Raw genomic sequence first — 12,965 nt, 5'->3', positions numbered from 1 at the left:
AGTGATGACCAGCAGTAACCTGATACAACAATTGCAGGAACGGGGCCTTGTGGCCCAGGTAACGGATGAAGAAGCGTTAGCAGAGCGACTGGCGCAAGGGCCAATTGCCCTCTATTGCGGCTTTGACCCTACCGCTGATAGCTTGCATTTGGGCCATCTGGTGCCGCTGCTCTGCCTGAAGCGTTTTCAGGATGCCGGACACAAGCCGGTTGCGCTGGTGGGTGGAGCCACCGGCCTGATTGGCGATCCCAGCTTTAAAGCAGCGGAACGCAAGCTCAATACCAGTGAAACCGTAGGCGAGTGGGTGGAAAAAATCCGCAACCAGGTTGCCCCATTCCTCAGCTTTGACTGCGGAGATAATAGCGCTATCGCCGCGAATAACTACGACTGGTTCGGCGGCATGAATGTGCTGACGTTCCTGCGCGATATCGGTAAGCATTTCTCTGTTAATCAGATGATCAACCGCGAAGCGGTTAAACAGCGTCTGAATCGTGAGGATCAGGGGATCTCTTACACTGAATTCTCTTACAATCTGCTGCAGGGCTACGATTTTGCCGAGCTTTATAAGCGTTATGGCGTGGTGCTGCAGATTGGCGGCTCTGATCAGTGGGGAAATATCACCTCGGGTATCGACCTGACACGTCGTCTGCATCAGCAGCAGGCCTTTGGTCTGACCGTACCGCTTATTACTAAATCAGACGGCACCAAGTTCGGTAAAACCGAAGGTGGCGCCGTCTGGCTGGACGCGAAAAAAACCAGTCCTTATAAGTTCTATCAGTTCTGGATCAACACCGCTGACGCGGATGTTTACCGCTTCCTGAAGTTCTTTACCTTCATGAGCCTGGATGAGATCAACGCGCTCGAAGAAGAAGACAAAAACAGCGGCAAAGCGCCGCGCGCTCAGTACGTGCTGGCCGAGCAGGTCACGCGCCTGGTACACGGCGATGCAGGACTGGCTGCGGCCAGACGCATCACAGAAAGCCTGTTTTCAGGCAGCCTGAGCGACATGACCGAAGCAGACTTTGAGCAGCTGGCGCAGGACGGCATGCCGGTTATCGCGCTCAGCGCGGAAGACGATCTGCAGCAGGCGCTGGTTGCCGCTGAGCTGGTGCCGTCACGCGGTCAGGCCCGTACCATGATCGGCTCTAATGCGGTCTCTGTGAACGGAGAGAAACAGTCGGATGCTGAGTATCGTTTCAGCGACAGCGACAAGCTGTTTGGCCGCTTTACGCTGCTGCGTCGCGGCAAAAAACACTACTGCCTGATAAACTGGCAGTAAGGTGTCAGGGCCGGTTTCCGGCCCTTTTTCATGGCAAGGCAGTACAGGGTTATAATGAAAAATATTCTCGCAATTCAGTCTCACGTGGTGTTTGGCCACGCCGGTAATAGCGCGGCAGAGTTCCCGATGCGCCGCATGGGCGCAAACGTTTGGCCGCTGAATACCGTTCAGTTCTCCAATCACACTCAGTATGGTCACTGGACCGGTACGGTCATGCCGGCCAGCCATCTGACTGAGATTGTCAACGGCATTGCCGCCATCGATCGCCTGAAAACCTGCGATGCCGTACTCAGCGGTTATCTGGGGTCGGCAGAGCAGGGTGAGCAGATTCTGGCGATCGTGCGTGAAGTTAAAGCCGCTAACCCGGACGCCTGGTTTTTCTGCGATCCGGTGATGGGGCATCCGGAGAAAGGCTGTATCGTGGCGCCGGGTGTGGCAGAGTTTCACTGTAAACAGGCGCTGCCCGCCAGCGATCTGATTGCCCCCAATCTGCTGGAGCTGGAAATGCTGAGCGGGCAGACGGTTGCTGATATTGATCAGGCAGTGGATGCGGCGCGTCTGCTGATTGCGCAGGGGCCGAAAGTGGTGCTGGTCAAACATCTGGCGCGTGCCGGCCGGCGCAGCGACCGCTTTGAGATGCTGCTGGTTACCGCTGATGAGTGCTGGCATATCAGCCGCCCGCTGGTGGACTTTGGCGTACGTCAGCCGGTAGGCGTGGGCGATCTGACCAGCGGTCTGCTGCTGGTGGATCTGCTGCACGGTAAATCGCTGCAGCAGGCGCTGGAGCATGTCACTGCAGCGGTATATGAAGTGATGCTGAAAACCCACCAGATGGGAGAGTATGAGCTGCAGCTGGTCGCGGCACAGGACGCTATTGCGCAGCCGCAGCAGCATTTCGCGGCAGAAAAACTGTAATCGTACGGCAGGCCGGTCACCGCGCCGGCCTGCCGCGAGGCTTACGCCAGACCTTCTGCCTGCAGCGCCGCCTGAACCGCCGGACGCTCACTCACGCGGGCAAACCACGCGTCCAGCGCCGGCATCCCGTCGAGCTGCAGCTTCACTGCTTTTGCCCAGCGCGTAACCACATACAGATAGATATCGGCCACGGTATAGCGTGTGCCCAGCAGCCACTGTTTATCCTCCAGCGCCGTATTCACCAGCTGAAACTTTTTCTCCAGCTGAGCACGCACCTGAGGCTTGTACGCGTCTGGCGTATCGGGGCGAAACAGCGGCGTAAATCCCTTGTGCAGCTCGCTGCTGACAAAACTCAGCCACTCCAGTGTATGGTAGCGCGTCAGACTGCCGGTCGGGGCCAGCAGGTGATAATCGGGTTTGAGATCCGCCAGATACTGCACAATCGCTACGCCTTCTGTCAGTATCGTTCCGTCATCAAACTGCAGCGCCGGGACCTGACCTTTAGGGTTGATCTGCCAGTAATCTTCGCCCTGTTCCGTTAGCTTGCTCTGCAAATCAACATTCACCTGCGTAAAGTCGAGGCCGCATTCGCGGGCGACAATATGGGGGGACAGGGAACAGGCACCGGGCTTGCAATAGAGTTTCATTGTTGCATCTCCTCAACAAATGATATGAGTGACGTGACAAATGCGGCACGCCGGATAGCGGACTCTGAGTAAACTACAAGGGAAAAAGGGAGATGGGAAGGAACTTATCAGGAGAAAAGCGGCTCCGCGACGCCATCAGAGATGGCATAACGCAGAGCCGTATGCGGTTACTCGCTGGCGCCGGCGCGCTTCAGTGCACCGTCAGACGCATCCTGCGTCATGCGATTAAGCAGCGGGGCAGTGACCAGCATCAGCAGGGCAATAACGCCGGTGGCGATACCAATCTGCTGAAAGACCTGGCTGTAAACCGCCAGTGAGGTGTGCGGATCGGTCACGTTCTCCGGCACCGCCATCAGGTTGGCCACTTTACCGGCGATCATTGCTGCGCCCGCGGTGGTCAGGAACCATGAGCCCATGATAAAGCCCATCAGACGCTGGGGTACCAGCTGCGCCACCATTGCCAGACCCAGGCCGGAGATCATCAGCTCACCAATACTCTGCAGGGCATAGCTCAGGATCAGCCAGTTGACGGAGACAATTCCTGCCTGATTTGCAAAGCCGGCACCGAGCGGCAGTACCAGAAACGCGCCGGAGCAGAGCACCATGCCAATGGCAAATTTATGTGGCATTGGCAGCTTATCGCCCAGCTTGTTATAGACAGCAGCCAGCAGCGGACTGGCGACCATGATCCAGAATGGATTCAGCGCCTGGAACTGTTCCGGCTCAAACGCGATGCCGAAAATGGCATGCTCTACGTTGCGGATCGCAAAGAAGTTGAGCGAGGTAGGCATCTGCATATAGAGCACAAAGAATACAATCGCTTCCACCATCAGCAGAAACGCCACAATCATTTTGCGGCGCGCCGCACCCTGCAGCGTGAACGCTTCTTTGGCAAAGATCAGAACAATGCCCAGAGCAACAACGCCGAGCGTCATGCGCGCAATGCTTTGGTGATGCAGCAGCCAGGTGGCGAGTGCGATCAGCACCGCGACGCCCACGATTGTCAGCAGCAGTTTACCCACCTGCAGCGGAGCAAAGTCCGGCTTCGAACCGTACTCTTTCACCAGGCGTTTAAAGAACAGGAAGTTAAGCAGCGTGATCACCAGCCCCACGACGGAGAGCGAGAAGGCGGCACCCCAGCCATATTTCGCTGCCAGCCATGGCGTCAGCATCATGGAGAACAGTGAACCGATGTTGATCGACATATAGAACATGGTGAATGCGCCGTCGATGCGCGGATCGTCTTTCGCATAGCAGGTCGAGAGCAGCGAAGAGGGGTTCGCTTTGAACAGGCCGCTGCCCACGGCAATCGTCGCCATACCGACGTAAACCAGCGTGGTGTCATGCCCGGAAAACGCGATCAGCGCATAGCCGAGCGCCAGCACCATCACGCCTAGTACAATCACGCGCTTGGTGCCGAGTACTTTGTCACCCAGCCAGCCGCCGATAGCCACCAGGCCATAGACCAGCGCGCTAAATGAGGTAAACAGCGTAATAGAGTCCGCTTCAGACATCCCCAGCTGTTTAACCAGGTAAACCGCCATGATGGCCTGTAAACCGTAGTAGCCGAAGCGCTCCCACAGCTCAATGGAGAAGATCAGATAAAATGCTTTAGGTTGCCGGAAGGCGTTGAGGCTTACCGCCTCGTCAGTGTGTTTGTTTGCAGTTGACACGTGTACCTCAGTTTATACATCGCCTGTTTTGTAACAGGAATTAAGTCTGCGTCGGTCTGGGTCATCCCGCGCAACATTGTTATTAGAAAGGAAAAACGGCGCCTAATTTGGCTGAATCGGAGCCACAGGGCAAGTATTTTTTACACGCTGGAATACCCGATGCCGGCAGGGCGATCTTCGCGACTAAGCGAGATGACTTAGTGTTTAATAGGGTGTAAATCAATTGTAACAGAATAAACATGCGATATATGGGTTTAAGAAACCCGTTTACTGAAATAAACCGCCAGGTGGCAGTAAAACAGAATAACAGACTAATGATGAATATTTATACGGCATATATTGCTGCTTAATAGTGAATTTTGGGCACAATAGGTTGATTGTTGAGCTAAAAGCGCAGGATGGCGTTTCCGAAACGCTACTTTGTTGATCTGGTGCACAAATTTTCCAATTAATTAATCAGGTGAAAAAAGAAACTGCACTTTTCAGGTGCGGCAGGGCCTTTTTACCGGCGGATAAACTGGCAGAGCATGGCACGGCTCAGCCGGCATCAGACGCCGTTTGCGGCTGACGGAAACATCAGCTCACCTTTTCGGGCGAATAATCAGCAACGGGCAGACGCTGTTTCTCATAAATTTCATATACTCATGTCAGCAAAATGTTGTGTGCCGGTTATCGTTGACGATGAAACTGGCAGTGTTTTCAGCGTACTGGCGATGCCGTGCCGTCAGTCAACAATGAGGGAAAATGATGCCGTTGATACTGGGTGAGTTATCTGGTGTCCCGCAATGGGTGCCTGCTGTATTACTCGTCACACTGTCGCTCGCACTGGGCTTCCTGGCGCGATTTGTTCTTCTCAGCCTGATCCGTTACTGGCAGGGGCGTGATAAAAAACTGTTCAAATCTCTCGAAAAACATCTGCGCGGCTCAATGTTTCTTATTTTACCGCTGTTATTCATTAGCGCGGGCGTAGATTATGTTAATATTCAGCCGGAGTCGCTTGGCTTTATTAATGCCACACTGCACATCTTTATTATATTATCCTTCTGCTCGCTGATGATCAGGATGATTAATGTCGCGCAGGACATGCTGTTTATCCGTTATGACATAAATATCTCAAATAACCTGCGCGCACGAAAAATTCGCACGCAGATTATGTATGTGAAAAAAGTGGTCATCGTCGTGCTGGTGACACTCTGTTTATCTTTGATTTTGCTGAGCTTTCCGGGTGTGCGCAAGTTTGGCACGACGATCCTTGCCGGGGCCGGGGTGGCCGGTATAATTATCGGGTTTGCATTACAGAAGTCGCTGGTTAATCTGTTTGCCGGTATTCAGATTGCTTTTACCCAGCCAATAAAAATTGATGATGCGGTGGTAGTAGAAAAAGAGTGGGGCTGGATTGAGGAAATAAACCTGACCTATGTCGTTGTACGTCTCTGGGATTTGCGCCGCCTTGTACTGCCGATAACCTATTTTACGGAAAATCCGTTCCAGAACTGGACGCGTAACAACGCACAGATTTTAGGTTCCGTATTTCTTTATCTTGATTACTCTATGCCGCTGGAGCCGCTGCGCGACCATTTTGAAAAAATACTTAATGAAACCCGGCTCTGGGATCGGGAGACGCAGGTGCTGCAGGTCACTGAGACCACTGAAAAAACCATGACCATCAGGCTACTGATGACGGCCCATAATTCACCTACCGCTTTTGACCTGCGCTGTTACGTGCGGGAGAAGATGATTGAATATATCCAGCAGCACTATCCGCAGTGCCTGCCGCATGTACGGGCTACGCTGAGCAGCCCGGAAGCGTAAAATGGCGCGCGGTGCAGTAAAAAGGCATCGCGCGTTCAGATCTCCGTCTTGTCACGGTATTCGCACAGGTCTTCAATCAGGCAGGCCCCGCAGCGCGGCTTGCGCGCTATACAGGTATAACGCCCGTGCAGAATCAGCCAGTGATGGCAGTCGACTTTAAACGCGGCAGGCACCACTTTCAGCAGTTTCTCTTCAACCTCTTCCACATTTTTACCCGGCGCAAAGCGTGTACGGTTACTGACGCGAAAGATATGCGTGTCGACGGCGATAGTAGGCCAGCCAAAGGCGGTGTTCAGCACCACGTTGGCGGTTTTACGGCCCACGCCCGGCAGCGCCTCAAGCGCGGCACGATTTTCCGGCACCGCGCCGCCATGCTGCTCCAGCAATATGCGGCAGGTTTTAATCACGTTTTCCGCCTTGCTGTTAAACAGCCCGATAGTTTTAATGTACGCTTTGACGCCGTCAACGCCGAGCGCCAGCATGGCCGCCGGGGTATTCGCTACCGGATAAAGACGGGCCGTGGCTTTGTTTACGCTGACATCGGTCGCCTGAGCCGAGAGCAGGACCGCAATCAGCAGTTCAAACGGTGAGCTGAACTGCAGCTCAGTGGTCGGATGCGGATTGTTATCACGCAGACGGGTCAGGATCTGCAGGCGCTTCTCTTTATTCACACCGCTTTCCCGATTTCACCTGGCGCAGCCACTGTTTTAGCTTCCGCTTCAGCGCGCAGCGCGGCGCGCTGTTTCATTTTCTGATCGATAAGATACTTTCCTGCCAGCAGCATGCCGAGACCGATAAAGGCGCCGGGCGGCAGCATGGCCAGCAACATAGGTGAATCAAAGTGCACTACTTCAATGCGCAGCGAGGTTGCCCACGGGCCGAGCAGCTGATCGGCACCGTTGAACAGCGTACCGCTGCCAATCAGCTCGCGAATGGATCCCAGCGTGACCATGGCGCAGGTCGCGCCCATACCGATAGCAAATCCATCCAGCGCGGAGAGCGGGATACTGCTTTTTGACGCTACCGCTTCAGCGCGGCCCACGACAATACAGTTGGTGACGATCAGCGGAATAAAGATCCCCAGCGACTGATAAAGACCGTAGGCATAAGCGTTGATCAGCATCTGAACGCAGCTGACAACCGAGGCGATAATCATCACATAAATCGGGATGCGGATATCTGCCGGTACCCAGCGGCGTGAGGCGGAGATGGCACTGTTGGTAATGGTCAGCACCAGCGTCGTGGCCAGCCCCAGCCCCAGCGCATTGGTTGCGGTGGAGGTCACCGCCAGCAGCGGACAGAGTCCCAGCAGCTGTACCAGCGCAGAGTTATTTTTCCATAAACCGCCAATCAGCAGATTTTTCGCTTCACTCATGGTGTTTCTCCACATTCCGGCAGCGAACGCAACGTCGCTGGCAGCGTTTCAATATAGAGCGCCGTGCGTTTAGTGGCGTTAACCACCGCGCGCGGCGTAATGGTCGCACCGGTAAACTGATCGAAATCGCCGCCATCTTTCTTCACGGCAAAGTGCGGGTCATCGGCCCCTTTGACCTGTTTTCCATTAAAGCTGTTGATCCAGTCAGAGATGCGCAGCTCAATTTTATCACCCAGTCCGGGTGTTTCGTGATGTTCGATCACCCGCACGCCCAGCACGGTACCGCTGAAGTCGGCGCCTACCAGTAGCTGAATCGCCCCGGAGTAGCCATCGGGGGCGGTGCTTTCCAGCGCCGCGGCCACCGGCTTGTCGCCTTTACGGGCGATATACAGGTGATGCGGCTGCTCGTTACCCAGCGCCGCGTTGCGCACCAGATAACACTCCTGCTGAATAGCATTATCGTACAGCGCGGTCGGTACCACCTGATCCAGCAGGTTTTTCTGCTGCAGCGCAGTCTGATGCTCAACGGTGGGTTTGGTCACATAGTTCACCACGGCGGTTACGCCGGTCGTCACCACGGCAAACATCCCCAGCGTCACCGCGTTTTTGCGAATAGCGTCGATCATGCCTTAATCCTTCCGGTGACCATAAACGCGCGGCTGAGTGTAGTAGTCAATCAGCGGCACGCAGATATTTGCCAGCAGCACGGCGAACGCTACGCCATCCGGATAGCCGCCAAAGCTGCGGATCAGCCAGACCAGCAGACCGATCAGCGCGCCATAGATCAGACGCCCCCGGTTAGTGGTGGAGGCGGTAACCGGATCGGTGGCGATAAAGAATGCGCCCAGCATTGTCGCCCCCGAAAAGAGGTGGGTGAGCGGTGTATTAAGCGTCTCAGGCGAGAAGATCCAGCCGAGCGTGGCGCACACCGCCAGCGAGGCCAGCATACTGGCCGGGATATGCCAGCGAATCGCATTTTTTGCCAGCAGCAGCATGCCGCCCAGCAGATAGCCCAGGTTGACCCACTGCCAGCCCAGCCCTGCCAGTACTCCGGCGTAGATGGGCTGTGCGTGAAGCTCTTCGGCGCTGTGGCCGGCACGCAGTCCGGTTTTAAACGTATCGAGCGGCGTGGCCTGACTGATGCCATCCACCCCAAGCTGCAGCTGCTGCATGGTTTCGCCTGCCAGCGTATGGCCGCGGAACACCATACTGAGTGAATCCATCAGGTCCGGTTTTACCGCCTGCAGCGCATCGGGCGGCAGCCAGCTGGTCATCTGCACCGGGAAAGAGATCAGCAGCACCACATAGCCGACCATTGCCGGGTTGAACGGATTCTGACCCAGTCCGCCATAGAGCTGTTTGGCAATCAGAATCGCAAACAGGGTACCCAGAACAATCAGCCACCAGGGCGCAAGCGGCGGCAGGCTGATCCCGAGCAGCAGCGCGGTCAGCAGAGCTGAATTATCTGCCAGCACCGGCTTAACGGCGCTGTGACGCAACCGCAGTATCGCCGCTTCGGTCAGCAGCGCTGTCGCAATAGCCAGCACAACCTGGATCAGAAAACCACTGCCGAAGAAATACCACTGCGCCGCCATGCCGGGCAGGGCGGCCAGTACCACCAGCAGCATTATGTTACCGGTGCTGCGCCGGTTATGGGTGTAGGGAGAGCTTGCGATACGAAAGGCCATTTATTCCTCAGTGGTCGAAGGCTGCTGCTGCGCTTTACGCGCTTTAGCACGGGCGACCGCCGCAGCGATGGCCGCTTTGCGTGGGTCTTCAGGTTCAGGTTCAGCCGGTACCGCCTGCGGCGGTGAGCTTTCTGCCTGCGCGGCTGCTTTTTTCGCTTTGGCGCGGGCAACGGCCGCGGCGACGGCAGCTTTACGCGGATCCTCTTCCGCTGCCGGCACAGGCGTTTCGGCAACCGGCGCGTCTGCGGTTGTGGCCTGCGCGGCTGCTTTTTTCGCTTTGGCGCGGGCAACGGCCGCGGCGACGGCAGCTTTACGCGGATCCTCTTCCGCTGCCGGCGCAGGCGTTTCGGCAACCGGCTCGTCTGCGGTTGTGGCCTGCGCGGCTGCTTTTTTCGCTTTGGCGCGGGCAATGGCCGCGGCGACGGCAGCTTTACGCGGATCCTCTTCCGCTGCCGGCGCAGACGTTTCGGTAACCGGCTCGTCTGCGGTTGTAGCCTGCGCGGCTGCTTTTTTCGCTTTGGCACGGGCAACAGCCGCGGCGACGGCAGCTTTACGCGGATCCTCTTCCGTTGCCGGCGCAGAGGCTCCCGCTGCCGGCATATCAGCAGGACTCACCTCAGGACGCTCCGTGGCTGCCTTTTTCGCTTTCGCACGCGCAATTGCGGCTTCCACCGCTGCTTTACGCGGGTCGCTCTCTGCCGTGGCTTCGCTCTCTGGCTGAGCCGCTTTTTTCGCTTTCGCCCGGGCGATTGCGGCTTCCACCGCCGCTTTACGCGGATCGCCGGTCTGACGACTAACCGGCTGCGTCTCTGCCTGGGTTGCCGCCTGCTGCGCAAGCGCCTGGGCGTGACGCGCTTCACGTTCGGCTATTTCCTGCTCTGGCGATTTCGCCTGACGCGCTTTAACGCGTGCAGCGGCAGCGTCGCGTTCACCGTTATCGCTGCGTGCAACGCGCTGCTTCGCTTCTTCATGACGCGCTTCACGCGCCAGTTTCTCGCGTTCCAGGCGTGCCTGACGCGCCTCAAAGCGCGCCTTGGCTTCTGCCGTACGTTTTGCCTCAAGATCGATAGCGCGCAGCTCAGCTTTTTCCTGCCGGTAATACTGAACCAGCGGAATATTGCTTGGACAGACATAGGCGCAGGCGCCGCATTCGATACAGTCATCGATATTATGCGCGCGCGCTTTTTCATGATCGCCGCCCTGGCTATACCAGTAAAGCTGCTGCGGCAGCAGCTTCGCCGGACAGGCATCCGCGCAGGCGCTGCAGCGGATACAGGATTGCTCTTCCTGCGGTGCAGCCATTTCGCTGGCGGCAGGCGCCAGAATACAGTTGGTAATTTTTACCACCGGCACGTCGAGGGAGGGCAGGGTAAAGCCCATGAGTGGCCCGCCCATGATCACCATCTGACGCGGACCCGGCTGAAAACCGACCTGGCGCAGCAGGTGACTGATCGGGGTACCAAGACGCCCCCAGACATTGCGCGGTTGCGCAATCGCCTCGCCGGTCAGCGTGACCACGCGCTCGGTGATGGGTTCACCATCAACAATCGCACGCTTAACCGCCCAGGCGGTGCCGACGTTCTGCATCAGGACGCCAATATCGGTTGAGCGTCCGCCGTGCGGCACTTCCCGTCCGGTCAGGATTTTTGTCAGCTGTTTCGCGCCGCCAGAGGGATATTTTGTCGGGATAACCCGGATCTCAATATCGCGTTCGCCGCGCAGCGCCTGTTTCAGGGCAGCAATGGCGTCAGGTTTGTTATCTTCAATACCTACCAGAACGCGTTCTGCCTGCAGCACCCAGGCGAGGATCCGGCAGCCTTCCAGCACTTCAGCTGCGTGATCCTGCATCAGCCGATCATCAGCGGTGATATAAGGCTCGCACTCTGCGGCATTGATGATTAACGTTTTGACACCCTGCAGGCCGCCACGCAATTTAGTGGCGGTCGGGAACCCGGCGCCACCCAGCCCGGCCACGCCGGCGCTGTGGATGCGCCTGATGACCTCTTCCCGGCTCAGCGCGCGGTAATCAGGCTGCGCGTCACGCTCGATCCAGCGATCGTCACCGTCAGCCCGCAGGAAAATGCACAGCTCTGAGAGCCCGGACGGGTGCGCCGTCATGTGCGGCGCGATAGCCTCTATGGTACCTGAGGTTGGCGCATGTACCGGCAGCATACGTCCGCTGCCAAAAGTCAGCGGCTGACCGCGCAGCACGCGATCGCCTGGCGAGACGCAGAGCTCACCCTCATGGCCAATATGCTGCTTCAGGGGAATAACAAACTGCTCAGGCAACGGCAGCGTGCTCAGCGGCGTGCCGTTAGACTGTGTTTTCATTTCCGGCGGATGAATACCGCCCTGAAAATCCCACAGCTTCTCTTTGCGAAACAGATTTAACAGATTAAGCATGATGTTCTGCCGGGATCACTTTTACAGGAATAGTGTTGAGATCCCACTTCCAGCTTGCTGGGGTGGTGGCGACCGGGCGCATCTCAATGCAGTCAGTCGGGCACGGAGCGACACACAGGTCGCAGCCCGTGCAGACGTCGCTGAGCACGGTGTGCATGGCGCGCGTGGCACCCACAATGGCATCCACCGGGCACGCCTGAATGCACTTGGTGCAGCCGATGCAGTTCTCTTCGTCGATCCACGCGACGGTACGCACCGGCGTAAGGATGTCGGCACCACCATCAAGTGGCTGCGGCTCAACGTTCAGCAGTTCAGCCAGCCTGAGCATGGTCTGCTCACCACCCGGTGCACATTTATTGATCGCTTCACCGTTATTACCTACCGCATCCGCATAAGGGCGGCACCCCGGGTAGCCGCACTGGCCGCACTGGCTTTGTGGCAGTACGGCATCAATCTGTTCGACAATAGGGTCTTCTTCCACCTCAAAACGGCGCGAAGCGTAGCCGAGCAGGCCACCAAAAATCAGCCCCAGCGCGCTGAGTACAGCAATTGCTATCCAGATAGCGGTCATATCAGAATTTCACCAGACCGGTAAAGCCCATAAACGCCAGCGCCATCAGGCCGGCGGTAATCAGGGCGATAGAGTTACCTTTAAACGGTGCCGGCACGTTAGCCAGCACCAGACGTTCACGCATGCCGGCAAACAGCACCATCACCAGTGAAAAGCCCAGCGAGGCGCTAAAGCCGTAGAGGGCGGCCTGCAGAAACGTATGGTTAAGATTAACGCTCAGTAATGGCACACCCAGTACCGCACAGTTGGTGGTGATTAACGGCAGGAAGATCCCCAGCAGCCGGTAGAGAGATGGACTGGTTTTCCGCACCACCATTTCTGTGAACTGGACCACGACGGCAATCACCAGGATGTAGGCCATGGTGCGCAGATAAACCAGATCCAGCGGGATCAAAATCAGGTGGTTAACCAGCCAGGCGCACACCGAAGCGAGGGTGATAACAAACGTGGTGGCAAGTCCCATGCCAATGGCCGTTTCCAGTTTTTTTGACACGCCCATGAACGGGCAGAGGCCGAGAAATTTGACCAACACGAAGTTGTTCACCAGCACTGTGCCAATAAAGAGAAGCAAGTAATCGGTCATGGTTTAACCTGGGAAGCCT

The 12,965-nt window shown here is 56.8% G+C and carries 12 protein-coding genes; 3 read left to right on the top strand and 9 right to left on the bottom strand.

Annotated elements, in window-relative coordinates:
- The first annotated feature begins 4 nt into the window (after positions 1–4).
- Both tyrS and pdxY read left to right on the top strand, forming a co-directional pair.
- On the top strand, positions 5–1,279 hold the full coding sequence (tyrS, locus tag SB719_RS07730) for a tyrosine--tRNA ligase (RefSeq protein ID WP_065649451.1): 1,275 nt from the start codon (positions 5–7) through the stop codon (positions 1,277–1,279).
- Positions 1,280–1,333: 54 nt separating this feature from the next.
- The gene (gene pdxY / locus SB719_RS07725; RefSeq protein ID WP_065649450.1) at positions 1,334–2,194 is read left to right on the top strand and encodes a pyridoxal kinase PdxY; all 861 of its coding nucleotides are present in this window, start codon (positions 1,334–1,336) and stop codon (positions 2,192–2,194) included.
- A 41-nt stretch (positions 2,195–2,235) separates the two neighbouring features.
- Here the strand turns inward: pdxY and gstA are convergent, their stop codons facing one another.
- Both gstA and dtpA read right to left on the bottom strand, forming a co-directional pair.
- Positions 2,236–2,841 carry a glutathione transferase GstA gene (gene gstA, locus SB719_RS07720; RefSeq protein ID WP_065649449.1) on the bottom strand — a complete coding sequence of 202 codons (606 nt, stop codon included), beginning with the start codon at positions 2,839–2,841 and terminating at the stop codon, positions 2,236–2,238.
- Between the two features lie 167 nt (positions 2,842–3,008).
- Complete coding sequence (gene dtpA / locus SB719_RS07715; protein WP_065649448.1) at positions 3,009–4,514, bottom strand: dipeptide/tripeptide permease DtpA; 1,506 nt, start codon at positions 4,512–4,514, stop codon at positions 3,009–3,011.
- Positions 4,515–5,261: 747 nt separating this feature from the next.
- Between dtpA and SB719_RS07710 the strand changes: the two genes are divergently transcribed.
- Entirely contained in the window at positions 5,262–6,326 is a 1,065-nt protein-coding gene (locus SB719_RS07710; RefSeq protein ID WP_206099911.1) for a mechanosensitive ion channel family protein, read from the top strand.
- A gap of 35 nt (positions 6,327–6,361) precedes the next feature.
- On the opposite strand, the gene nth is transcribed toward SB719_RS07710, so the two are convergent.
- From nth to rsxA, 7 genes are read right to left on the bottom strand one after another with little or no spacing between them, the layout of a single operon-like run.
- The gene (gene nth / locus SB719_RS07705; protein ID WP_292971635.1) at positions 6,362–6,997 is read right to left on the bottom strand and encodes an endonuclease III; all 636 of its coding nucleotides are present in this window, start codon (positions 6,995–6,997) and stop codon (positions 6,362–6,364) included.
- Positions 6,994–7,701 (bottom strand): electron transport complex subunit E, encoded by a 708-nt coding sequence (locus SB719_RS07700; protein WP_039384182.1) that lies wholly within the window; start codon positions 7,699–7,701, stop codon positions 6,994–6,996. The genes nth and SB719_RS07700 overlap by 4 nt, the downstream gene beginning before the upstream one ends.
- Positions 7,698–8,327: an electron transport complex subunit RsxG gene (rsxG, locus tag SB719_RS07695; protein ID WP_065649444.1), complete on the bottom strand. Its 630-nt coding sequence runs from the start codon at positions 8,325–8,327 to the stop codon at positions 7,698–7,700. The genes SB719_RS07700 and rsxG overlap by 4 nt, the downstream gene beginning before the upstream one ends.
- Before the next feature lie 3 nt (positions 8,328–8,330).
- Complete coding sequence (rsxD, locus tag SB719_RS07690) at positions 8,331–9,389, bottom strand: electron transport complex subunit RsxD (RefSeq protein ID WP_150017461.1); 1,059 nt, start codon at positions 9,387–9,389, stop codon at positions 8,331–8,333.
- Positions 9,390–11,792: an electron transport complex subunit RsxC gene (rsxC, locus tag SB719_RS07685; RefSeq protein ID WP_412159113.1), complete on the bottom strand. Its 2,403-nt coding sequence runs from the start codon at positions 11,790–11,792 to the stop codon at positions 9,390–9,392.
- Positions 11,785–12,363 carry an electron transport complex subunit RsxB gene (gene rsxB, locus SB719_RS07680; protein WP_065649441.1) on the bottom strand — a complete coding sequence of 193 codons (579 nt, stop codon included), beginning with the start codon at positions 12,361–12,363 and terminating at the stop codon, positions 11,785–11,787. The genes rsxC and rsxB overlap by 8 nt, the downstream gene beginning before the upstream one ends.
- 1 nt (position 12,364) lies before the next feature.
- Entirely contained in the window at positions 12,365–12,946 is a 582-nt protein-coding gene (rsxA, locus tag SB719_RS07675; RefSeq protein ID WP_065649440.1) for an electron transport complex subunit RsxA, read from the bottom strand.
- Between the last annotated feature and the right edge of the window lie 19 nt (positions 12,947–12,965).

Origin of the sequence: Pantoea sp. SIMBA_079 (genome assembly GCF_046940275.1) — a bacterium.
Classification (GTDB): Bacteria; Pseudomonadota; Gammaproteobacteria; order Enterobacterales; family Enterobacteriaceae; genus Pantoea; species Pantoea borealis.
Note: the sequence above shows the minus strand (reverse complement) of the source record. Positions and strands in the feature narration are given on the sequence as shown.

Coding starts and splice junctions, on each gene's coding strand:
- tyrS (WP_065649451.1), top strand. CDS start 5: ATGACCAGCAGTAACCTGATACAACAATTGCAGGAACGGGGCCTTGTG.
- pdxY (WP_065649450.1), top strand. CDS start 1,334: ATGAAAAATATTCTCGCAATTCAGTCTCACGTGGTGTTTGGCCACGCC.
- gstA (WP_065649449.1), bottom strand. CDS start 2,841: ATGAAACTCTATTGCAAGCCCGGTGCCTGTTCCCTGTCCCCCCATATT.
- SB719_RS07710 (WP_206099911.1), top strand. CDS start 5,262: ATGCCGTTGATACTGGGTGAGTTATCTGGTGTCCCGCAATGGGTGCCT.
- SB719_RS07700 (WP_039384182.1), bottom strand. CDS start 7,701: ATGAGTGAAGCGAAAAATCTGCTGATTGGCGGTTTATGGAAAAATAAC.
- rsxG (WP_065649444.1), bottom strand. CDS start 8,327: ATGATCGACGCTATTCGCAAAAACGCGGTGACGCTGGGGATGTTTGCC.
- rsxD (WP_150017461.1), bottom strand. CDS start 9,389: ATGGCCTTTCGTATCGCAAGCTCTCCCTACACCCATAACCGGCGCAGC.
- rsxC (WP_412159113.1), bottom strand. CDS start 11,792: ATGCTTAATCTGTTAAATCTGTTTCGCAAAGAGAAGCTGTGGGATTTT.
- rsxB (WP_065649441.1), bottom strand. CDS start 12,363: ATGACCGCTATCTGGATAGCAATTGCTGTACTCAGCGCGCTGGGGCTG.
- rsxA (WP_065649440.1), bottom strand. CDS start 12,946: ATGACCGATTACTTGCTTCTCTTTATTGGCACAGTGCTGGTGAACAAC.